General features: G+C 36.7%; 24 protein-coding genes, 3 pseudogenes and 3 other annotated features. Of the genes and pseudogenes, 17 read left to right on the top strand and 10 right to left on the bottom strand.

Going from position 1 to position 22298, the window contains the following annotated elements:
• The first annotated feature begins 101 nt into the window (after positions 1–101).
• Positions 102–222 (top strand) — a sequence feature (ribosomal protein L20 leader region).
• 62 nt (positions 223–284) lie between these two features.
• The 5 genes from infC to MKO96_RS26145 all read left to right on the top strand — a co-directional run bounded on the left by infC (position 285) and on the right by MKO96_RS26145 (position 3521).
• On the top strand, positions 285–788 hold the full coding sequence (gene infC, locus MKO96_RS26165; protein ID WP_000973214.1) for a translation initiation factor IF-3: 504 nt from the start codon (positions 285–287) through the stop codon (positions 786–788).
• Positions 789–809: 21 nt separating this feature from the next.
• Positions 810–1010 carry a 50S ribosomal protein L35 gene (rpmI, locus tag MKO96_RS26160; RefSeq protein ID WP_001125946.1) on the top strand — a complete coding sequence of 67 codons (201 nt, stop codon included), beginning with the start codon at positions 810–812 and terminating at the stop codon, positions 1008–1010.
• A gap of 37 nt (positions 1011–1047) precedes the next feature.
• The gene (rplT, locus tag MKO96_RS26155; protein WP_001138364.1) at positions 1048–1404 is read left to right on the top strand and encodes a 50S ribosomal protein L20; all 357 of its coding nucleotides are present in this window, start codon (positions 1048–1050) and stop codon (positions 1402–1404) included.
• Between the two features lie 470 nt (positions 1405–1874).
• On the top strand, positions 1875–2366 hold the full coding sequence (locus MKO96_RS26150) for a dUTP diphosphatase (RefSeq protein ID WP_000365057.1): 492 nt from the start codon (positions 1875–1877) through the stop codon (positions 2364–2366).
• A 69-nt stretch (positions 2367–2435) separates the two neighbouring features.
• Positions 2436–3521 carry a M42 family metallopeptidase gene (locus MKO96_RS26145; RefSeq protein ID WP_000163550.1) on the top strand — a complete coding sequence of 362 codons (1086 nt, stop codon included), beginning with the start codon at positions 2436–2438 and terminating at the stop codon, positions 3519–3521.
• Positions 3522–3561: 40 nt separating this feature from the next.
• Here the strand turns inward: MKO96_RS26145 and MKO96_RS26140 are convergent, their stop codons facing one another.
• Positions 3562–4179 carry a TetR/AcrR family transcriptional regulator gene (locus MKO96_RS26140; RefSeq protein ID WP_087982309.1) on the bottom strand — a complete coding sequence of 206 codons (618 nt, stop codon included), beginning with the start codon at positions 4177–4179 and terminating at the stop codon, positions 3562–3564.
• A gap of 297 nt (positions 4180–4476) precedes the next feature.
• On the opposite strand from MKO96_RS26140, the gene MKO96_RS26135 reads away from it, so the two are divergent.
• Both MKO96_RS26135 and MKO96_RS26130 read left to right on the top strand, forming a co-directional pair.
• The gene (locus MKO96_RS26135; protein ID WP_240589138.1) at positions 4477–5130 is read left to right on the top strand and encodes an HlyD family secretion protein; all 654 of its coding nucleotides are present in this window, start codon (positions 4477–4479) and stop codon (positions 5128–5130) included.
• A gap of 12 nt (positions 5131–5142) precedes the next feature.
• Positions 5143–6942, top strand: a complete 1800-nt coding sequence (locus MKO96_RS26130; protein WP_240589137.1) for a DHA2 family efflux MFS transporter permease subunit — start codon at positions 5143–5145, stop codon at positions 6940–6942.
• Between the two features lie 21 nt (positions 6943–6963).
• On the opposite strand, the pseudogene MKO96_RS26125 reads toward MKO96_RS26130, so the two are convergent.
• Both MKO96_RS26125 and MKO96_RS26120 read right to left on the bottom strand, forming a co-directional pair.
• Positions 6964–7206: pseudogene (locus MKO96_RS26125) on the bottom strand (ammonia permease).
• A 152-nt stretch (positions 7207–7358) separates the two neighbouring features.
• On the bottom strand, positions 7359–7730 hold the full coding sequence (locus tag MKO96_RS26120; protein WP_240589136.1) for a DNA-binding protein: 372 nt from the start codon (positions 7728–7730) through the stop codon (positions 7359–7361).
• A 145-nt stretch (positions 7731–7875) separates the two neighbouring features.
• Here MKO96_RS26120 and MKO96_RS26115 point away from each other — a divergent pair.
• Both MKO96_RS26115 and MKO96_RS26110 read left to right on the top strand, forming a co-directional pair.
• Positions 7876–8046: pseudogene (locus MKO96_RS26115) on the top strand (sigma-70 family RNA polymerase sigma factor); the annotation flags it as partial.
• A pseudogene (locus tag MKO96_RS26110) lies at positions 8036–8179 on the top strand (DUF4179 domain-containing protein); the annotation flags it as partial. The pseudogenes MKO96_RS26115 and MKO96_RS26110, both read left to right, overlap by 11 nt.
• 159 nt (positions 8180–8338) lie before the next feature.
• Here MKO96_RS26110 and MKO96_RS26105 read toward each other — a convergent pair.
• The 4 genes from MKO96_RS26105 to sspI all read right to left on the bottom strand — a co-directional run bounded on the left by MKO96_RS26105 (position 8339) and on the right by sspI (position 11205).
• Positions 8339–9010, bottom strand: a complete 672-nt coding sequence (locus tag MKO96_RS26105) for a CPBP family intramembrane glutamic endopeptidase (protein WP_087982293.1) — start codon at positions 9008–9010, stop codon at positions 8339–8341.
• A gap of 247 nt (positions 9011–9257) precedes the next feature.
• The gene (locus MKO96_RS26100; RefSeq protein WP_240589134.1) at positions 9258–9971 is read right to left on the bottom strand and encodes a CPBP family intramembrane glutamic endopeptidase; all 714 of its coding nucleotides are present in this window, start codon (positions 9969–9971) and stop codon (positions 9258–9260) included.
• A 288-nt stretch (positions 9972–10259) separates the two neighbouring features.
• Positions 10260–10817, bottom strand: a complete 558-nt coding sequence (locus tag MKO96_RS26095; RefSeq protein WP_240589133.1) for an HD domain-containing protein — start codon at positions 10815–10817, stop codon at positions 10260–10262.
• Between the two features lie 178 nt (positions 10818–10995).
• The gene (gene sspI / locus MKO96_RS26090; protein WP_000009511.1) at positions 10996–11205 is read right to left on the bottom strand and encodes a small acid-soluble spore protein SspI; all 210 of its coding nucleotides are present in this window, start codon (positions 11203–11205) and stop codon (positions 10996–10998) included.
• An 82-nt stretch (positions 11206–11287) separates the two neighbouring features.
• On the opposite strand from sspI, the gene MKO96_RS26085 reads away from it, so the two are divergent.
• The 5 genes from MKO96_RS26085 to MKO96_RS26065 all read left to right on the top strand — a co-directional run bounded on the left by MKO96_RS26085 (position 11288) and on the right by MKO96_RS26065 (position 17945).
• Positions 11288–12085, top strand: coding sequence for a TrmH family RNA methyltransferase (locus MKO96_RS26085; protein ID WP_240589132.1), 798 nt, complete (start codon positions 11288–11290; stop codon positions 12083–12085).
• Positions 12086–12133: 48 nt separating this feature from the next.
• Positions 12134–12364 (top strand) — a binding site (T-box leader).
• A gap of 43 nt (positions 12365–12407) precedes the next feature.
• Positions 12408–13442, top strand: a complete 1035-nt coding sequence (pheS, locus tag MKO96_RS26080) for a phenylalanine--tRNA ligase subunit alpha (RefSeq protein ID WP_000388220.1) — start codon at positions 12408–12410, stop codon at positions 13440–13442.
• A gap of 18 nt (positions 13443–13460) precedes the next feature.
• Positions 13461–15881, top strand: a complete 2421-nt coding sequence (pheT, locus tag MKO96_RS26075) for a phenylalanine--tRNA ligase subunit beta (protein ID WP_240589131.1) — start codon at positions 13461–13463, stop codon at positions 15879–15881.
• Positions 15882–16023: 142 nt separating this feature from the next.
• Positions 16024–16275, top strand: a binding site (T-box leader).
• Between the two features lie 52 nt (positions 16276–16327).
• The gene (gene asnS, locus MKO96_RS26070; RefSeq protein ID WP_240589130.1) at positions 16328–17719 is read left to right on the top strand and encodes an asparagine--tRNA ligase; all 1392 of its coding nucleotides are present in this window, start codon (positions 16328–16330) and stop codon (positions 17717–17719) included.
• 91 nt (positions 17720–17810) lie between these two features.
• Positions 17811–17945, top strand: coding sequence for a YuzL family protein (locus tag MKO96_RS26065; protein WP_000039594.1), 135 nt, complete (start codon positions 17811–17813; stop codon positions 17943–17945).
• 43 nt (positions 17946–17988) lie between these two features.
• On the opposite strand, the gene MKO96_RS26060 is transcribed toward MKO96_RS26065, so the two are convergent.
• The 3 genes from MKO96_RS26060 to rnhC all read right to left on the bottom strand — a co-directional run bounded on the left by MKO96_RS26060 (position 17989) and on the right by rnhC (position 19575).
• Entirely contained in the window at positions 17989–18240 is a 252-nt protein-coding gene (locus tag MKO96_RS26060; RefSeq protein ID WP_240589129.1) for a hypothetical protein, read from the bottom strand.
• 13 nt (positions 18241–18253) lie between these two features.
• Positions 18254–18523 carry a hypothetical protein gene (locus MKO96_RS26055; RefSeq protein ID WP_000925542.1) on the bottom strand — a complete coding sequence of 90 codons (270 nt, stop codon included), beginning with the start codon at positions 18521–18523 and terminating at the stop codon, positions 18254–18256.
• A gap of 116 nt (positions 18524–18639) precedes the next feature.
• Positions 18640–19575 (bottom strand): ribonuclease HIII, encoded by a 936-nt coding sequence (gene rnhC, locus MKO96_RS26050; protein WP_240589128.1) that lies wholly within the window; start codon positions 19573–19575, stop codon positions 18640–18642.
• A 124-nt stretch (positions 19576–19699) separates the two neighbouring features.
• Here rnhC and zapA point away from each other — a divergent pair, with 124 nt between their 5' ends.
• The 3 genes from zapA to polX are packed head-to-tail and all read left to right on the top strand — an operon-like array spanning position 19700 to position 22284.
• Entirely contained in the window at positions 19700–19969 is a 270-nt protein-coding gene (zapA, locus tag MKO96_RS26045; RefSeq protein WP_000082701.1) for a cell division protein ZapA, read from the top strand.
• Position 19970: 1 nt separating this feature from the next.
• Positions 19971–20510 (top strand): CvpA family protein, encoded by a 540-nt coding sequence (locus MKO96_RS26040; RefSeq protein WP_000565411.1) that lies wholly within the window; start codon positions 19971–19973, stop codon positions 20508–20510.
• A gap of 55 nt (positions 20511–20565) precedes the next feature.
• Positions 20566–22284, top strand: coding sequence for a DNA polymerase/3'-5' exonuclease PolX (polX, locus tag MKO96_RS26035; RefSeq protein WP_240589127.1), 1719 nt, complete (start codon positions 20566–20568; stop codon positions 22282–22284).
• The last annotated feature ends 14 nt before the right edge of the window (positions 22285–22298 follow it).

Raw genomic sequence — 22298 nt, 5'->3', positions numbered from 1 at the left:
TTTGTTACAATATTTCTTGTTGTTAGTAAAACACATCGCGTCTTCTTGACAGACGTCATGTCCTATGATAAACTCATCAAGGATAATAGAATATTGTTTTGTGGAACAAGTAGAAGCACCCGCTTCTCACCTGATGGACGCATTCGCAGTTTACAGGTAAATGTATTTCTTACTTAAGAATTTACAAGTGTGGGTGTCGTATGCCCGCACTTTTTTTGTCGGGTTCTATGACTACAAAAGATGTTCTGAAAAAACCTTGGAGGTGGCTTACTATTAGCAAGGATATGATGATTAACGAGCAAATTCGTGCACGTGAAGTACGTTTAGTTGGTGCAAATGGCGATCAACTTGGAATCAAGTCTCGTAATGACGCTTTAGACTTAGCTGCAAATCTTAATCTTGATTTAGTATTAGTTGCTCCAAATGCGAAACCGCCAGTATGCCGCATTATGGACTACGGTAAATTCCGCTTTGAGCAACAGAAGAAAGAAAAAGAACAGCGCAAAAATCAAAAAGTAATTAGCATGAAAGAAGTTCGTTTAAGTCCAACAATTGATGAACACGACTTTAACACAAAACTTCGTAATGCTATCAAGTTTTTAGAGAAAGGCGACAAGGTTAAAGCGTCAATTCGCTTTAAAGGACGTGCCATTACTCATAAAGAAATCGGTCAACGTGTTTTAGATCGCTTCTCAGAAGCTTGTGCTGAAGTTAGTACAATTGAATCTAAGCCTAAAATGGAAGGACGTAGTATGTTCTTAGTTTTAGCACCGAAAAACGATAAGTAATAGATAGAGGAGGAAATACCTATGCCTAAACAAAAAACTCATCGCGGCTCTGCAAAGCGTTTCAAAAAGACTGGATCAGGTAAACTGAAACGTTCTCACGCTTACACAAGCCATTTATTCGCTAACAAATCTACAAAAGCTAAACGTAAACTACGTAAAGCTGGTGTAGTAAGCGCTGGTGACTTCAAACGCATTCGTCAAATGCTTGACAACTTAAAATAAGTTCGGCTGATATATAGAACAATTAGGAGGTAATATTATGCCAAGAGTAAAAGGTGGTACAGTTACTCGTCAACGTCGTAAAAAAGTTATAAAATTAGCAAAAGGTTACTACGGTTCTAAGAGTACATTATTCAAGGTTGCTAACCAACAGGTTATGAAATCTCTAATGTATGCATTCCGTGACCGTCGTCAAAAGAAACGTGACTTCCGTAAATTATGGATTACACGTATCAACGCAGCAGCTCGTATGAATGGTCTTTCTTACAGCCGTTTAATGCACGGTCTTAAAAATGCTGGCATCGAAGTTAACCGCAAGATGCTTGCTGACTTAGCTGTTCATGACGAAAAAGCTTTCGCTGAATTAGCAACAGTTGCAAAAAACAACATTAACTAATTAATTAGTTGAAACCTTAGAAGATTTTTCTTCTAAGGTTTTTTTATTTGTATTCAAAGAAAAGTATGTCGTTATCGATATGACAAAATCAATATAAAAGCTATAGCGATATAGAAGAATATATATATGAAGTCAGGAGAATTCTCCTGGCTTTTTTCAATTATCCCCCTTTGGAAAGAAGAGTATCTTTCCTACCTGAAACGACACTGCTATAATGGAAAGATGATATGGAACTTTCATCAGATAAAATAAATTTTTTATCAGTGGACAATCCCCGGATAATGATTAACTATCACCAATCGGAGTGAACAATCTAATAGTGATGATTGAAACGTATTTGTAAATTAAGGACAAGCTATTTTGTAAAGAGATAAATGGCTGACTTATTAATAAGAAACGAAAAATAATAATGAACTTTGAGATGAAACAACATTGTTGCGTAAAATGCGATGTTGGAGGAGGACAATAGAATGGACTTACTACAACTATTTAAATTACAAAAAGAATTAGACGACCGTATTGTGAAAGAGCATGATTTACAACCGAAAAAGTTGTTAAAAGAAAAAATGTTAGCTCTTCTTGTAGAAATTGGAGAACTTGCAAATGAAACACGTTGTTTTAAATATTGGAGCAACAAACCAGCATCAGAACGTGAAGTAATATTAGAAGAATACGTAGATGGCTTGCATTTTATTTTATCAATCGGAATTGATTTAGGTATTGATAAAAACTTCCTATTCTATAAATGTGCACAAACGAATAAAACACAAGTAGAAATTTTCTTAGACACATATGCGAAAGTAATTCGTTTTACAGATCAACCATCTATTACGAACTATATTGAATTATTTACAAGCTATCTTCGACTTGGACAAGCGCTAGAGTTTGAGCAAGAAGAGATTGAAAAGGCATATTTAGATAAAAATGAAGTAAATCATCAGCGTCAAACACAAGGATACTAATTTAATTTTTGAATATTTCAATTTCGTTTTGTATAATGAAGTGACTGAAGAAAAAGGAGGGTGTTGGCAATGACAAAATTAGACGCGACATTGACAATGCTAAAAGAATTAACAGATGCACGTGGTATTGCGGGTAACGAGCGTGAACCACGCGAAGTAATGAAGAAATATATTGAGCCGTTTGCGGACGAACTTTCTACTGATAATTTAGGAAGCTTAGTTGCGAAAAAAGTAGGGGAAGAAAACGGCCCGAAAATTATGGTTGCAGGTCATTTAGATGAAGTCGGCTTTATGATCACGCAAATTGATGACAAAGGTTTCCTTCGTTTCCAAACGGTTGGTGGCTGGTGGTCACAAGTTATGCTTGCGCAGCGCGTGACAATTGTAACGCGTAAAGGAGATGTAACAGGTGTAATTGGTTCAAAACCACCGCACATCTTACCTCCAGAAGCGCGTAAAAAGCCAGTTGAAATTAAAGACATGTTCATCGATATTGGTGCTTCTAGCCAAGAAGAGGCAATGGAGTGGGGCGTACGACCAGGAGATCAAGTTGTACCTTACTTTGAATTCCAAGTGATGAAAAATGAAAAAATGTTACTTGCAAAAGCATGGGATAACCGAATTGGTTGTGCAATTGCAATTGACGTATTAAAACAATTAAAAGATGAAAAGCATCCAAACGTTGTATACGGCGTAGGGACTGTACAAGAAGAAGTTGGCCTTCGTGGCGCGAAAACATCTGCGAATTATATTAAACCAGATATCGCATTCGCAGTAGATGTTGGCATCGCTGGAGATACGCCAGGTGTAACGGCAAAAGAAGCGCAAAGTAAAATGGGCGATGGACCACAGATTATTTTATATGATGCGTCTGTTATTGGTCATACTGGTTTACGTGACTTTGTAGTTGATGTTGCTGACGAATTAGAAATTCCGTATCAATATGATTCAGTAGCGGGCGGAGGAACGGATGCAGGTGCCATTCATATTGCTGTAAATGGTATTCCGTCTATGGCAATTACGATTGCGACGCGCTACATTCATTCTCATGCGGCAATGTTACACCGTGATGACTATGAAAATGCAGTGAAGTTAATTGTAGAAGTTATTAAACGTCTTGATAAAGAGGCTGTACATAACATTACATTTAATTAATAGAAAAAGCGAAGGAGGTTCTCCTTCGCTTTTTTATGTTTTAAAAAGGTCGTTCTAATCCTGCAGCAGTATGAGCTCCTAAAATAATTAAACGAGTTAATTGCATGGCCATAAAATGCGGGGTATAAATCATCCCTCTTTTTAACCATGACATAATCATCCCGATATGAGCTCCTGTCACATAACTAATTAAAATATCACGAGGAACCATAAGATCTTTATCATCTGGCTGTGAAATAGACAAGCTTAATGTTAAATGTGTTTGTATTGTTTTCATCATTTTATAAGAGTAGTTTCCAGCGGCTTTATCACCAAGCATAACGTTATAGAAGTTCACATTTTCTGCGATATGTTCGAACAAAGCTAAAAAAGTTGGATTTGGTGAATCAAATGTAAGTTGAAACTCTTCTTTATTTTTATTTTTTGGTTTAATAACTTCTGTTAACTTCTCTAACATTTCTTCAATGCTTTTGTCTAATAGGTCATATTTATCATGGTAATGGCTATAAAACGTAGCACGATTTACAGGAGCACGTTCTGCGATATGTTGAACAGTTACATCATCAAATCCTTTTTCGCCTACTAAAGCGACAAAAGCATCCTGTATGAGTTGTCTCGTCCGCTTTACACGTGGATCATTTGTATTTTTAATAGACATTTTTACTTCCCCTCGTTTAATTTTCTATACTTAAACAACATATAGGTATTATATTGTTGTTTAAGCGACATTTCATACGTAAATTGTTGGTTGTAGATTCAAAATAATTATTTATAATTATAAACGATAGTCCTTCAGAAATCAGCACCGCTCGCAGGTAGATAAATTTCGATTTACACCGCAGATGGTGTGATTTTTTTGTTTAAAAGTTAATATAATTAACAATTAAACAGTCTAAACAATAAGGACGTAAATAGTTTAGAAAAAAATTATATGCGATATAAGGAGAGGAATGCAATGAATCAGTTTCGAAGAATGGTGATTATCAACATTATCACATTAATTGTACTAGTTGGCGGCGGTATTGGCGGTTATTACTATTACAATCAAGCGGAAAATTATTTAAAAACAGAAAATGCAAAAATTGATGGAAAAGTAATTCCGATTGCATCACCAGTAGCAGGTAAATTAACTGACTGGAAAGCTGAAGTAGGAAAGAATTACAATGAAAATGATAAATTAGGTGCTGTTACTGTAGTGGCAGCAAATGGAGAACAAACAGTAGATGTAACAATTCCACAAAATGCAACAGTTGTACAATCAAATGCAACAACAAATGCTTTCGTTGGAGCAGGTAGCCCAATTGCTTATGCATTTGATATGAACAATTTATGGGTAACAGCAAACATTGAAGAAACAGATGTTGACGATGTACAAAAAGGTCAAGATGTAGATGTGTATGTAGATGCATACCCAGATACAACGTTATCAGGAAAAGTAGAGCAAGTTGGATTAACAACAGCGAATACATTCTCTATGTTACCATCAAGCAACGCAACAGCGAACTATACGAAAGTAACACAAGTAGTACCAGTTAAAATTTCTTTAGATCATAGTAAATCAGTAAATATTGTTCCTGGAATGAATGTGTCAGTTCGTATTCATAAGTAAGGGGGAGATGAGATGTCCTCAATTGCAATTGCAGGATATGCACTATTTTGTATAATCGTCTTCTTCCTTGTAAATCGTCTTTTACGAAAGAAAAAAACGAACGTGGGAGAAGAACAAGTCCCAGCCGTAAATAAAATAGAAGTAAGTAAGGTAGAAACAGAAGAGAAAGAAATTGAACGAAAGCAAGAAGCAGAAATTTCTAATGTAGTTGAGTTAGAAACAGGAAAGCAAGAAGAAGTAAAACAAGAAAAAGAAGTGCCGAAAAAACAAATGTTTACGCCTGCAGAGAATGTGAACGTAAAAGCAGTTGTAGCTGTATTAATTCTCGGTATGTTCGTTTCTATTTTAAACCAAACAATCATTAACGTTGCATTGCCTCCGTTAATGAATGAATTTAACGTATCAACTTCAACAGCACAATGGTTAATTACAGGCTTCATGCTTGTAAATGGTATTTTAGTACCGATTAGTGCCTTTTTAGTTTCACGATTTACGTATCGTAAATTATTCGTAGCGGCAATGTTATTCTTCACGGTAGGATCTATCATTTGTGCTATTTCAGGAAACTTTACAATGATGATGACGGGCCGCGTTATTCAGGCGGTGGGTGCAGGTATTTTAATGCCGGTTGGTATGAATATTTTCATGACATTATTCCCGCCTCATAAGCGCGGAGCAGCGATGGGATTACTAGGTGTAGCGATGATTTTAGCACCAGCTATCGGACCAACTGTAACGGGCTGGGTGATTGAAAACTATAGCTGGAACTTAATGTTCTATGCGATGTTTATTATCGGTTTAATTATTACATTCCTATCTTTAAAATTCTTTACACTAGCTCAGCCAGTATCTAAAACGAAGTTAGATGTATTCGGTGTTGTTAGTTCAAGTATTGGACTAGGTAGCTTATTGTACGGATTTAGTGAAGCAGGAAATAATAGTTGGACTAGTGCAGAGGTTGTTATTTCACTTATCATTGGTGTAGTAGGTATTGCGGTATTTATTTGGAGAGAGCTAACAACGGACAATAAAATGCTTGATTTACAAGTGTTTAAATACCCAGTATTTACTTTTACTTTAGTAATTAATGCAATTGTTACGATGGCATTATTCGGAGGTATGTTATTACTTCCGGTATATCTGCAAAACATTCGCGGTTTCACACCGATAGAATCAGGTTTATTACTACTGCCAGGATCATTAATTATGGGGATCATGGGACCTATTGCAGGTAAACTATTTGATAAGTATGGTATTCGTCCGTTAGCAATTGTCGGTTTAGCCATTACAACGTTTGCGACATATGAATTCACAACGTTATCGATGGATACACCGTATAGCGTTATTATGACGGATTATATTATACGTTCGATTGGTATGTCATTCATTATGATGCCAATTATGACAGCAGGTATGAACGCACTGCCGATGAAATTAATTTCTCACGGTACAGCAACGCAAAATACGTCAAGACAAGTAGCTGGTTCAATTGGAACAGCGATTTTAATCACACTTATGACGCAGCAAACGACTGCTCACGTAGCAGATTATGGAAATATGTTAACAACATCAAACCCAATTTTAGTTGATAAAGTACACGGCATGGGGCAAAGTTTAGCAGCGATTGCTGGATCAGCTCAAGCAGGAGATGCGATGAGCACGCAACTATTATTTGGACAAATTTCAAAGCTATCTGCAATTAACGGTATTAACGATGCCTTCTTAATTGCAACAATATTAGCTGGTATTGCTTGGGTGTTATCGTTCTTCTTACCGTCAGGCAATAAACCAAGTAGAAAAGCAGGGAATTAATTTCCCTGCTTTTTTGTCTTGTTAAAGAGTGAGATATAAAAAATGATAACCAGTTACGGAGCACAATCCTGTTATAAACAAAACCATTCCCAAGGCACGAATACTTGATATTTGTCTTCCGCTTATAATAGCCAATAGTCCAGCTAAAGAGAAGAAACACCAATATAAAGTTCCTCAAATTGGAACCATCCCCTCTAAATCTATTCCATAACCTATACAAATGATAGGAACAAAGATAAGCGATATACTAATCAAACCAGCCATAATAGTAAATGGTTTATTACATTTAATTCCAGTGATAATTTAAAAAATGCCGACGACGAGCTCGTATAACATCAAAGTAAGAGCGAAAATCATCCAAGTTAATATTCCGAACACTTTTGTATTGCCTCCGATTTATGTGTTTCTAAAAAATATTATATATAGTATGAATCACCTACAGTCATGAGTAACCAGAAAATAACCCCTAATATACCAGCGATAAAAATAATGAGTCCCATATTACGTATACTTTTAATTTTGGCTTGGACTCCACTTACCCCTGCTAATAATCCAGTTAAAGAAAACAGTATCCAATATAAAGTTGTTGAAATAGGGAGGATTGTATTGCTATCCACTCCCATGCCCCAAAAAACAAAAGGTAGTGTGACAAAGGAGAAGCTAAGTAGCCCCATTAAACCGACAAATAATTTACGATGTTTCATACTAGTAATAATTAAGAAAATACCACCGAAAAATCCACATAACACAAGGAGTGGCATATAAACAACCCAAAGTAAGCTCAACATATATAGTCTCCTTCTATGTAATCAGTTATATTTTACTACATGAGGTTTATTTTGGATATTATTAATGAATATGTATAAATTGATAGAAATGAGAAGTAATGATACGAATTAATAGATATAGAGAACGTTAGAGAGGAGGGTGCATATGAAAATTACAGAGGAGAACGTTGCAATGCAAATACGGAAAAGGAACGAAAAAGCACTATACTTTATTATCGACCAGTACGACGGACTTATAAAAAGTATTATTCAGAAGCATTTAGCTTCGTTTCAAGATGTACAAGAGGAATGTATGGATGATGTTTTATTGGCAATTTGAAAAACTAGAGGATAATGTAACGAAAATTATACTGACACCTGTCCTAACTTCTGGTGAAGAAGGAGAAAAGAAAACGGATTATCGAAAAGTGCTAACGGAAGAAGAGTTTGAAGTTGTGATAAAAGAGTAAAGAGGGGTATCGTGATGATACCTCTTTTTAGCTTAAAAATGCCAACATATTATTCAGAATATGAAATAACATAGCTGGAATTGGGGTGTCACTAATAAATTTGATTTTTAAGTAAGAAGTAATCAGTGTAGGATAAAGAATCCACTACTGATGGAAGTTTTATAACAATGCAATGGTATTATTCAGCATGTGTAATAAAATAGCTGGAATAATGGAATTTGTTCTTTTACATAAAATAGCCATAAATAGACCTAGTATGAACATGCTAAACATCACACCAGTTGAGTACATATGACCTATTCCGAAGAGAAAGCTAGACCCAAGTGCTGCAATCCAAAAAGGGAAGCGCTGTTGTAGGAAGTGAAGAATAATACCACGGAATATAAGTTCTTCAAAAATAGGTACAAATATAGCAGTACCTAGTAGCAATACTAGTTTGTATTGTTTTAACATTTCTAGGTTTAAAGTGGATGATTGCTCTTTTACCGCATCAGGGAAAAGATTACTAATTATAAATATGTCATTAACAATATATAGTCCGTAAAAAAGAATGATATAGATGTATGTGCTTACTTTTTTTAATGCTGTAAAGTTTAGTGTTGGGACAATTAAATTTCTTAATGGCTTATATGCATAAATTAAAATTAATAAAATGCACAATACAAATAAATGCCTCCCAAAAGTAGTAAGTGATTTTGTTAAAGCAATTTGTTTTGGATCGGTTAAACCTTCTGTATAAATAACGGTAGGAAGACCTATAAAGAGGTCGGCTAGAAATCCTGTTCCCCAAATCGCAAAAACGAGTGAAAATAGAAATTGTGAGAGTGACATAGGGTGTTTTTGTGGGTAAGTTAGTTGCGTGGCTTGTATAATAGTGAATCACCTATCCTTGTTTATTTTATAGTTATATATAAAGATTATAGAATATTTATACAAAAAAGTCATCAGTGTAGTAAAAATGATATTTTGAAGCTAATATTTACAGACAGTAATGATTTTACATTGATGTTCTGTGCAAACGGAAGAGTTTGAAGTTGTGATAAAAGAGTAAAAAGAGGTATCGCGATGATATCTCTTTTTAGCTCAAAAATGCCAACATATTATTCATAATATGAAATAACATAGCTGGAATAATGGATTTTGTTTTTTTACATAAAATAGCCATTAATAATCCCATGAAGAAAGTAATTACCATTACGCCAAGTGAGTATGTATGAGCGATACCGAAGAAGAAGCTTGTTATGATGGCTGCAATCCAAAATGGAAATCGCTCTGAGAAGAAGCGAAGTATAAAGCCACGGAAAATAAGTTCTTCAAAAATTGGTGTGAGTATTGCGAAGCCGAGAAGTAATAATATTTGATACTGCTTAAAAACGTCTAAGTTAAGTGCGGAAGATTGCTGCTTTGTTGCGTCTTGGAACATATAATTTAACAAGATGTAATTGAGTATAATGTTTATAGTGAAGAAAAGAAGTAAGTATACGTATGTACGCCATTCTTTAAGTGCTTTAAAGTTAAAAGATTTTAGTAGTAATTTTTTTGCGGGTTCGAATTTAAAAATGAAGAATAACAACACGGCTAGTTGTAATACGATACTTGCAGTATTTGCAATAGATTCATACAGGGCAATTTGTTTTTTATCTGTAAGACCGGCTGTATAAATTGTTAAGGGCATTGCGAGGAACACAGTAATAAGTCCGGTTCCGAAAAAAGTAAATAAAACGGAGCTAATAAATTGTCCCCATGACATAGAGTATTTCTGTTCATTAGAAAGTTGTGTAGCGGGTTGCATTTGTAAAATCACCTCTTTATATTTATATATTTAATTATAAAGTATTTTGTTTTTATATGTAATATTTAAATATTACATATAAAGTGAAACTTTAATCAGTGGGGAGGTTCATCCCCCACTGATTATTAGTTGAACCAATCGGGCTTTTACGGGCAGTTGATTCCCTGCTTAACTTCCTCGTATTTGCTGAATTTCGAGGTGGGGGTCTTACTGCCCGTTAATGCGGGGTAAAGGTGTATTTTCCATAAAATAATAAAAGAGGTATCACCCTATAGTGATGCCTCTTTCTCATTGATAACTATGCTCTGCCTTGTTCTTAGATTTTGATTGCTCTATTTGTAATTCACGTTCTACCAATCGGTCTAACTGCTGAATAGCTTTAAGTGCTTTTTCATAAGAAATTGTTCTATAATGGTGCGCTCCGCCCGGTTCTTCATCTGCTTCGTCTGCCCATTTAATAATGTTTTGAAGAGATGTTCTTTCAATTTCTTGCTGTACTAAGAAAGAATCTGTATGAAGAAGAATCGCGATAGAAATTTCTTTTGCTAGTTTAGGATGTTCTCCTAATCTAATAAGCAATTTATGAGCTCTTTCTGCTCCTTTAATCGCATGTATATCATTCTTTTTATACAAGTCATAGTCCCATTCTCCCTCACTGTACCATGTGTGATGTCCGATATCATGAAGGAAACCAGCTTTTGTTGCAGCATCGACTGAGGCATGATGCTTTTTCGCTAAGTGAAACGCATGGTAAGCGACAGCAATCGCGTGGACCATTCCAGAACGGTTTACATATTTTTGTGTAATGTGATGTTTAAAAACTTGTTCAAGCGTAATACGTTGCATAAAACATTCACTCCTTTTTATCTAATGGTGTCTATAAGAAAATCGATCGGTTTAAATGTATTTTGAACATTGTACTCCATCGGGATAGCGTTAGTAAAGTAGAAATGTTTAGGAGAAGAAAAATTTTATAGACATAAAAGGTCACCTTAGTTTTTTTTCTAAGGTGACCTTTTATTGTTTATTTTTTTAAACCTTGCTCCAGTGTTCCTAACATTTCGTGTTTTTCATTTTCATCAGCATTTTTCCAAATGACTTCGAATAAAACGCCAAGACCTGGAAGCATTTTTTCTTCACCGCTTTGAATTGCATCGACAATCGTTTCTTGTAATTGATCTTGTGAATTTCCAGATACATTCGCTAATACAGCACCGCGTAAATTAAAACTCATTATCTTCACCTCTTCTTCAGAATTGAAACTGACGTTAGTTTTTGTTCTTTTTTATGTAAATATGTATGAAAAATAGGCTATAATGATAAGACAAGAAGAGAGGGAAATACATATTATGAAAAACATTGATTCAGTGCAAAATCCGCGTGTGAAGCAGTGGAAAAAGCTGCAGACGAAAAAAGAGCGCGATAAAAAAGGTTTATTTTTTGTAGAAGGATTCCACTTAGTGGAGGAAGCTTTAAAAGCAGGAGTTGTAACAGAACTTATCGTTTCTGATCAGACAGATCTTCCGAAAGATTGGACAGTTAATGATGTGGAAATGTATATCGTACCTGAAGCAATCGTAAAAGTACTCCGTGAAACAGAAACGACGCAAGGGGTATTTGCTGTTTGTGAGAAACACGAGAGTGAAGTAGCTCTTGCAGATGGAAAGTTTCTTTTATTAGATGGTCTTCAAGACCCGGGCAACTTAGGGACAATTATTCGTACAGCGGATGCAGCTGGTATTCATGCTGTTGTGCTTGGAGAAGGATGCGTTGATGCATATAATAGTAAAGTGCTTCGCTCTACACAAGGTTCTATTTTCCATTTACCAGTTGTAAAAGGGAACTTAGAAGAGTGGGTAGACAAGTTAAAAGAACAAAACGTCCCTGTATATGGAACAGCTCTTGAAAATGGAGTTCCGTATGGTGAAGTAACACCAGTTGGTAGTTTTGCATTAATTGTAGGAAATGAAGGAAGCGGCGTAAGCGAAGAAATTCTTGCAAAAAGTGATCAAAACTTGTATATTCCAATTTACGGCGGGGCAGAATCATTAAATGTTGCGGTTGCAGCAGGGATTTTAACGTATTATTTGCAAAGCCCAGTTGCGAACAAATAAAAAACTTCTTATAATAAGTTGAAGTATATTATATTAAAAGTTAAATAACGAAAAACGTTGATAGAGAAGAGTAACTTACAAAATCGCCATAAAGGGAGAGAATGCCTTAGACTGAAAGTATTCTTATGGTAGACGGAAGTGAATTCACCTCTGGAGTTGACGCCAGGACCATATATATATGTAAAGGCGTTCCGGTCAGAATTGATCGTTATAACTAATGAGTGGGCAGACCTGGTCTGTCAATTTAGGGTGGTACCGCGAATTTACCTCGTCCCTTTTTGGGAGCGAGGTTTTTTTATTTTTAAAATTAGGAGGGTTCCAAATGGAAGCACGTTTAAAAGAGCTAAAGCAAAAAGCGTTAGAGCTTATTGAAGAAGCGAAAGAGCTAAAGGGCTTAAACGACGTACGCGTAGCGTATTTAGGAAAAAAAGGTCCAATTACAGAAGTATTACGTGGCATGGGAAAATTATCAGCAGAAGAGCGTCCACGTATGGGAGCATTAGTAAACGAAGTACGTGAAGCGATCCAAACGCGTTTAGAAGACAAAATTGGTAACTTAGAAAAAGCAGTAATTGAAGCGAAATTGGCTACGGAAACAATTGATGTTACACTACCAGGCCGTCCTGTTGAAACAGGTTGTCACCATCCGTTAACAGCTGTTGTTGAACAAATTGAAGATGTATTCATCGGTATGGGTTATGAAGTAGCTGAAGGAACAGAAGTAGAAAAAGACTACTACAACTTCGAAGCATTAAACTTACCGAAAGATCACCCAGCGCGTGATATGCAAGATACATTCTACATTACAGAAGAAACGTTACTACGTACACATACATCTTCTGTGCAAGCACGTACGATGGAAAATAATAAAGAAAAAGGCCCAATTAAAATTATTTGTCCTGGTAAAGTGTATCGCCGCGATGACGATGATGCGACGCATTCACACCAGTTCATGCAAATTGAAGGTCTTGTAATTGATAAAAACATTCGCATGAGTGACTTAAAAGGTACACTGCAAGTATTCGTGAAAAAGATGTTCGGTGAAGATCGTGAAATCCGTCTTCGTCCAAGTTTCTTCCCATTCACAGAGCCATCTGTAGAGATGGATATTTCTTGTATGATGTGTCACGGCAAAGGTTGCGGCACTTGTAAAGGAACTGGCTGGATCGAAATTTTAGGCGCAGGTATGGTTCATCCGAACGTACTTGAAATGGCTGGTTATGATTCAAAAGAATATCAAGGTTTCGCATTCGGTATGGGCGCAGAGCGTATCGCAATGTTGAAATACGGCGTAGATGACATTCGTCATTTCTATACAAATGATGTACGTTTCTTACAACAATTCAAACGAGCGTAAGGGAAGGAGAGGATAAGTATGTTCGTATCATATCGTTGGTTACAAGAGTATGTAGATATTAAAGATGTAACAGCACAAGAACTAGCAGACAAAATCACGAAAAGTGGTATTGAAGTAGAAGGTGTTGAAGTATTAAATAAAGGTGTAAAAGGTGTTGTAGTTGGTCACGTATTAGAATGTGAAAAACACCCAGAAGCTGATAAATTAAGTAAATGCTTAATCGATATCGGTGAAGAAGAGCCAGTTCAAATTATTTGTGGAGCTGCTAACATTGCAAAAGGTTTAAAAGTACCAGTTGCAAAAGTTGGTGCTGTACTTCCTGGCAACTTCAAAATTAAAAAAGCAAAACTACGCGGTGAAGCTTCTCACGGTATGGTTTGTGCGCTTCAAGAGCTTGGCATTGATGGAAAGTTAGTTTCAAAAGAATATGCAGACGGTATCTTCATCTTCCCAAGTGACGCTGAAGTTGGTGCAGACGCACTTGAAATTTTAAACTTACATGATGAAGTACTTGAGCTTGGTTTAACACCAAACCGTGCAGATTGCTTAAACATGCTAGGTGTTGCATATGAAGTCGCTGCTATTTACGGCCGTGAAGTAAAACTTCCAGCTATCAGCTTACAAGAAACAGCAGAAAAAACTTCTGATTACATTTCTGTAAGTGTAGAAGCGAAAGAAGAAAACCCATTATATATTGCAAAAATGGTGAAGAACGTAAAGATTGGTCCATCACCAATGTGGATGCAAACGCGCCTTATGGCAGCTGGCATTCGTCCGATTAGCAATGTAGTTGATATTACAAACTACATTTTAATGGAATACGGTCAACCGTTACATGCATTCGATTACGATAAATTAGGTTCAAAAGAAATCGTTGTTCGTCTTGCAAAAGAAGGCGAAAAAATTGAAACGTTAGATGATCAAGAGCGTACGTTACAAAGCCACCACCTTGTAATTACAAACGGAACAAAAGCTTTAGCTGTTGCTGGTGTAATGGGCGGAGCGGATTCTGAAGTTACAAATGAGACAGTAAACGTTTTAATTGAATCTGCATACTTTGCAGGTCAAACAGTACGCCGTACATCAAAAGACTTAGGTCTTCGCAGTGAATCAAGTGCACGTTTTGAAAAAGGAATTGACCCAACACGTACATTTGAAGCAATTCAACATGCAGCTGCTTTAATGGCGAAATACGCTGGCGGAGAAGCACTTGAAGGTGTAGTAGAAGCTGACAACTTACAAGTACAAGAGCGTACAGTATCTGTTACTGCTGAAAAAGTAAACCGTGTATTAGGTACAAATATTTCTGCAATTGAAATGGGTACAATGTTCACAAACTTAAAATTCCCATTCACAGAAGTAGAAGGAACATTCCATGTGAATGTACCAGCACGTCGTCCTGATATTACAATTTCAGAAGACTTAGTAGAAGAAGTGGGTCGTCTATACGGTTATGACCACATTCCAGTTACATTACCTTCTGGAACAATGACTCGTGGTAAATTAACATCAGCACAAACGAAACGTCGTAAAGTACGTCGCTTCTTAGAAGGTGCTGGTTTATATGAAGCAATCACGTATTCATTAACAAGTGCTGACAAAGCGAAACAATATATGGTTGAGCCAAACGAAAAGGCACCTGTAAATCTTGCACTTCCAATGAGTGAAGAGCGTAGCCAACTTCGTTTAAGCTTAGTGCCACAATTGTTAGAAGCTGTTTCATACAATGTTGCACGTAAAAACGATAGCGTTGCTTTATACGAAGTAGGTTCTGTCTTCTTACCAACAGAAGCAGGAGAACTTCCGAAAGAAGAACAACATCTTGCAGGTGTTATGACAGGTCTTGCTCTTCACCATGCATGGCAAGGTGAGAAGAAAGTAGTAGACTTCTTCGTTGTGAAAGGTGTACTAGAAGGGTTATTCGACGTACTTGGCGTTGCAAACCAAATCACATATGTACCAGCAAAACGTGAAGGTATGCACCCAGGTCGTACAGCTGACATCGTATTAGATGGCGAAGTAATTGGTTTCATCGGTCAATTGCACCCAGAAGCAGAAAAACAATTAGATGTGAAAAATACATTCGTATTCGAACTCTCTCTTGTAAAAGTGTTCGGTGCAGACGCAGAAGAAACTTACTACTCAGCAATTCCACGTTTCCCATCTATGACACGTGATATGGCTGTTGTCGTAACAAAAGAAACAAAAGCTGGCGAAATGAAGCAAGTCATTGCTGAAGCTGGCGGAGAACTTCTGAAAGACGTAGCGCTATTCGACTTATACGAAGGTGAAAAAATGGAAGAAGGCAAGAAATCACTTGCATTCTCTATGACCTACTTCGATGCAGAACGCACGTTAACAGACGAAGAAGTAACAGAAGCACATAACCGTGTATTAACAACGGTAGAAGAGAAATTTGGTGCGGAGTTACGTAAGTAATAAAAGATTGCCGGATTCAGTCCGGCAATTTTTTTATGGCACGATTGTCGGAAAATCGATATATGACAAAAATCGCTGATATATTTTTTGGTATCTTGCATCTTTCTCTCGAATGTAGTACATTAATTTTAGTTTAACAAAATGAAAGACGATGATAAGGAAAAGTAGTATATACTATAATCCAAAGCGAGTCAGGGACGGTGAGAGCCTGATGAGACGGTATATGTGAAGAACACCTTGGAGTTGCTAACCGAAATTGAATCTTGTATTCAAGAGTAGACTTAGACGGGAATCCGGCCTGTTACAAACCGGGAAGTATGTATTACATACGAGTTAAAGTTGGTCTTTATGACAAATTGGGTGGTACCGCGAAGTTTAACCTTTCGTCCCTTTATGGATGAAAGGTTTTTTTGTATTTAAATATATGTGCAAAGGAGAATTTCACTATGGAAAACACATTAGTAAAAAGTCTGTATAGAGATACAGATAAATACGCAGGTCAAACAGTACAAGTATCAGGGTGGATTCGTAACTTACGTGATTCAAAATCATTTGGTTTCATCGAATTAAACGACGGTAGCTTCTTCAAAAGCGTTCAAATCGTTTTCGATACAGAGTTAGAAAACTTCAAAGAAATTGCAAAACTTCCACTTAGCTCTTCAGTTAAAGTAGAAGGTAAAGTAATTGCAACGCCTGGAGCGAAGCAACCATTTGAAATTAAAGCAGAAAAAATTGATATCGAGGGCTTATCAGATTCTGATTACCCACTTCAAAAGAAACGTCACACGTTTGAGTACTTACGTACAATCGCTCACTTACGTCCAAGAACAAATGCATTCTCTGCAACGTTCCGTGTACGTTCTGTCGCAGCATTTGCGATTCACCAGTTCTTCCAAGAGCGTGGATTTGTACATGTTCACACACCAATTATCACTGGTAGTGATACAGAAGGTGCAGGCGAAATGTTCCGCGTAACAACGCAAGATTTAAACAATGTACCAAAAGGTGAAGACGGACAGGTTGATGAGTCAAAAGACTTCTTCGGTAAAGAAACAAACTTAACAGTAAGTGGACAGCTGAACGCTGAAGCTTATGCATTAGCATTCCGTGACGTATACACATTCGGACCTACATTCCGTGCAGAAAACTCAAACACAACTCGCCACGCTGCTGAGTTCTGGATGGTTGAGCCGGAGATTGCATTCGCTGAATTAGGCGATGTAATGGATCTTACAGAAGATATGCTGAAATATGCAATGAAATACGTACTAGAGCATGCACCAGAAGAAATGGAATTCTTCAACAGCTTCGTTGATAAAACAGTTCTAGAGCGCATGAACAACGTAATCAACTCTGACTTCGGTCGTATCACATATACAGAAGCAATTAAAGTGCTTCAAGAGTCAGGTGCTGACTTCAAATACCCAGTAGAATGGGGTATTGACTTACAAACAGAGCACGAAAGATACTTATCAGAAGAAATCTTCAAACGCCCTGTATTCGTAACTGACTATCCGAAAGACATTAAAGCGTTCTACATGCGTATGAATGAAGATGGAAAAACAGTAGCTGCTACTGACCTTCTAGTTCCTGGCATCGGCGAATTAATCGGCGGAAGTCAACGTGAAGAAAGAATGGACGTTTTAGTAGATAGAATTAAAGAACTAGGTATGAACGAAGAGGACTACTGGTGGTACTTAGAGCTTAGAAAATACGGCGGTACAAAACACGCTGGATTCGGTCTAGGTTTCGAGCGCTTCCTAATGTACATCACTGGCATGGCTAACATCCGTGACGTAATTCCATTCCCAAGAACTCCAGGTTCTTCTGAATTCTAAAATATAAAAAAGCGAGAGGATTTCCTCTCGCTTTTTTGTTTGCATAGTTTATTACCCCGTAGCCAAAAGTAACGTGAAGGGGTGAATATAAATGAGTAAAAAAGTGAAAAAAGATCATTCAAGATCAAGCCTTGGTTCTCCAGAAGTAGAAGGACAAGGAACGACGACACATGAAACAGGTTCTCATAAAGTATCTTCATCAAATAAGAAGCAGAAAAGAAGTTAACATAAAAAAGGAGAGTCTTGGCGGCTCTCCTTTTTTATATGTATTACACCTTATTATCATTAATTTCTTTTGTAATTTTATCTACATCTTTGTCTAATCGATCTAAATAGAAAAACCATAGTAAGCTCATGAGCACGTAATAAATGGCCATCACACAAAGACTATCAGATAAATTTTCGAATGTGGATTTAGAGGTGAAAAAAGCTCCCCAAATGATAGAAATAGTGAGGAAAGAAAGTGGGCCTACGAGGTGTACAAAAACATATAATAACTTTTTAATTTTCACAGCGTTCATATGAATTCTCTCCTTATGTAAATAATCCTTTTTTTCTAATCATAGATTCAAGTTCCTCACAGAAGTGTTGTAGTTTTGCTGGATTGTGTATTAACAAGCGGGCATCGTGTTTCCCGATAAATCTTCGAATCCGAAAGTTTAATAAGAAAGATCGGCCGTAGCGCTCTATTAAATCGTTGAATTCTCGTTGTTCACTTAGTAGCTGAATGTTTTCTCTAATTTCAAACTGTCTTTCGTGTGGATCGCCTAGTAAAATATTTAGAATCATTTGTAGAAGTAGCAATGGGAATCTCCTCCTGTGTTAGAATAATCTGTATATTTTAATTGTAACAAAAATAAAAGGACAATAGTAGAGTGAAACAAAAAACAGGAGTTTGTAGGCTCCTGTTTTTGTCGATACTATTTTAATAAGCGAAACGCCTTATCCTTATTAGCGAAATGCATTTTCACAAACTCAGGTAATCTTTCTTTACCAAGTTTCTGAATTAACTTAGCGGCAGCAATATCAACTTGTTTACCAGCACCTTTCGGAAGTGGCATACCAGCTTTTTTACTTAGCTCGTCAAACTGTTTTACGAATGAGTAACGAGCTAAAATAGAAGCAGCGGCTACTGCTAAATGGACGCTTTCACCTTTCGTAGCGAAGTAAACATTTTCACGCTGTACCTGCTTTTGTTTTGCTAAATATTTGTAGTATGTATCAGGTTGTGTGAATTGATCAATTAAGACGCCTTCAGGTTTTGTAGGTGCAATTTTAGCTAATAAGTTTGTAATAGCTTTATTATGTAGTAAAGCTTTTAACTTACCTTGGTTGTTCCCTTTATCAAATAGCTCGTTATATTTTTCATTATGAAGGACAAGAGAGCTGTAAGGAACAACGTGTAGAAGTTGTTTCGCAATGGCAGTAATTTGATCGTCATTTAAGTTTTTAGAGTCTTTTACACCAAGTTCTTTTAAAAGTGGAATTTGCTTAGCGTCCACATATACAGCAACTACTGTCATCGGTCCGAAGAAATCACCAGTACCAACTTCATCTGACCCTACGATAGACATTGTACCGATGGAAGCGGGCGGTGCATAACGGTGTGAATCGACAGATTTTTTTACAGCTGTTTTCGGTGTTTGAGAGACAGTTTGCCAACGAGAAGCTTCTGCTTCAGCACGGCCACCTTGGAACATTACTTTTCCAGATTTATACGCTGTAATTGTGCAAGATGGCACCTTTGCCATGAAGATTCCGCCTTGTGGAATTTTCGGGCTAAGCGCTTGTTTATATTGTTGTTTCATGTCTTCAATTACTGTAGAATTTGTTTGAATTACGATAGAATTTGACATAGTGGTCGCCCCTTTTTTTATATTGTTATTTTTATCATATCGGATTGTTCTTTCTGTTTCCATAATATGATGGTTCATGGTATGATAAACTTTAGGATTCTGTACGTGATTGGAGGCCGGTGAGTTGTCACAACAAAAGGGAAAGAAAAGTCGAATTAATGTAGAAATCTATGGTCAACAATATTCAGTTGTTGGCGATGAAAGTACAAGTCATATCCGCATGGTAGCAGCGATTGTGGATGATAAAATGCGCGAACTCAATGCCAAGAATCCTTCGCTTGACACGAGTAGACTAGCGGTATTGACGGCGGTAAACGTCATACACGATTACATAAAATTAAAAGAAGAACATGAGAAATTGAAAGAAAGTATGACAAAAAAAGGAATGGAATAACATGATTGATATTATTATCATTTTACTGCTTGTTATGGGATTTTTCCTCGGCTTACGCAGAGGGTTTATTCTGCAACTTGTAAAGTTAACAAGCTTTATTATCGCATACCTTGTTGCATACTGGTACTGTAAAGATTTAGCGCCAGCACTTGCGAAATTTATTCCGTATCCATTTGATAAAAACGTATCTGTTCCAGAATGGATTGATGCAAATAATATTGAAACAGTATTTTATCAAGCGCTTGCGTTTATCATATTGTTTATTATTACAAAAATTGCACTTTCATTACTTGGTAATTTGTTAAATATGTTTGCAGAAATACCGGTTTTAAAGCAAGTCAATGCGTTTGCGGGGGCAATCCTCGGATTTTTAGAAGTATATATTATTTTGTTTGTTTTAATTATCGTTGGAAATATCCTTCCAATTGAACAAATACAAACACCATTACAAAAATCATCAATTAGCAAAATAATTGTAGACGATACACCGATTCTTTCTGAAAAGGTGAAGGAACTATGGCAGACAGGTAGCAGAGTATAACTTCTCTTTTTTCGGAAAGAGGAGTTTTTTTCTATGAAAGAAAGGCGGGGTAATGATGAAAGTAAATAAAAAACAAGTTATTAAATTATTAGAGACAATCGGTCTGTTTATGGAACTAAAGGGCGCGAATCCATTTAAAATATCTGCATTTCGTAAGGCGGCGGCAGCGTTAGAAAGTGACGATCGCAGTCTTTCTGAAATTGAAGATTTCACGAAGATTCCGGGAATTGGAAAAGGAACAGCGGCAGTTATTCAAGAATATATAGAATCGGGAACATCTGAAGTATTACAAGAGCTTGAGAAAGAAGTGCCAAGCAGCTTATTACCGTTATTAAAATTACCAGGCCTTGGTGGTAAAAAGGTAGCTAAGTTATATAAAGAACTTGGTGTTGTTGATATGGAATCGCTAAAAGCGGTTTGTGAGGAAAATAAAGTACAAGCTTTAGCAGGTTTCGGTAAGAAGACAGAAGAGAAAATATTAGAAGCAATCGATCAAGTAGGATCTCGTCCAGAGCGTTTACCAATCGCAATGGTATTGCCTATTGCCGGGGAAATAGAGGAGAAATTGTCGAATATTGCTGAAGTAATTCGTTTCTCTCGCGCTGGTAGTTTGCGCCGTGTTCGTGAAACAGTGAAAGATTTAGACTTTATCATTGCAACGACAGAACCAGCTGCAGTACGTGAGCATTTACTGCAATTCGATAATATGATTGAAGTAATCGCAAGTGGAGATACGAAAGTTTCTGTTCGTCTTCAATATGAATATGATATTTCAATCGATTTCCGTTTAGTAAAACCTGAAGAATTTATTACAACTCTGCATCATTTCACAGGATCAAAAGACCATAATGTGAAAATGCGTCAAATCGCAAAAGATAAAGGTGAGAAAATTAGTGAGTACGGTGTAGAGAATTTGGAAACAGGTGAAGTGAAAACATTCGAGACTGAGGAAGAATTCTTTGCTCATTTCGGTCTTCCATTTATCCCACCAGAAGTGCGTGAAGATGGGAAAGAAATTGAATTAATTAAAGAGTATCCAAACTTAATTCAGTTCTCTGATATACAAGGTGATTTACATATGCATACAACATGGAGTGACGGTGCTTTTTCCATTGAAGAGATGGTACAAGCGTGCCGTGCTCGTGGATATAAGTTTATGGCGATTACTGATCACTCACAATACTTGAAAGTAGCGAACGGTTTAACGAAAGAGCGTCTTCGTGAACAAGCGAAAGAAATTGAACGTATGAACGAAAAGTATCCAGACATTACAATTTTACGCGGAATTGAAATGGACATTTTACCGGATGCAACACTTGATTTTGATGATGAAGTATTAGCAGAATTAGATTATGTCATCGGAGCGATTCACTCTAGCTTCTCACAAGACCGTGAAACGATTATGAAACGTCTTCGCACTGCGCTGGAGAATAAGCATGTCACAATGATTGCTCATCCGACAGGACGTCTTCTTGGACGCCGTGAGGGTTATGATGTGGATACAGATTTATTAATCGAGCTCGCAAAAGAAACAAATACAGTTTTAGAATTAAATGCGAATCCAAATCGCCTAGATTTAAGCGCGAAATTATTAAAACAAGCACAAGATGCTGGTGTAAAGGTAGCGATTAATACGGATGCTCATACGCTTGAAATGTTAGAAGATATGGAAACAGGTGTAGCAGCAGCACGTAAAGGTTGGATTCAAAAAGATAACGTGATTAACACGTGGGATATTGAACGTTTATTAGACTATATTAAACGTAATAAGTAACACAAGGGGGACCT

The sequence above is a fragment of the Bacillus sp. ES1-5 genome (genome assembly GCF_022487605.1).
Taxonomy (GTDB): domain Bacteria; phylum Bacillota; class Bacilli; order Bacillales; family Bacillaceae_G; genus Bacillus_A; species Bacillus_A wiedmannii.
Note: the sequence above shows the minus strand (reverse complement) of the source record. Positions and strands in the feature narration are given on the sequence as shown.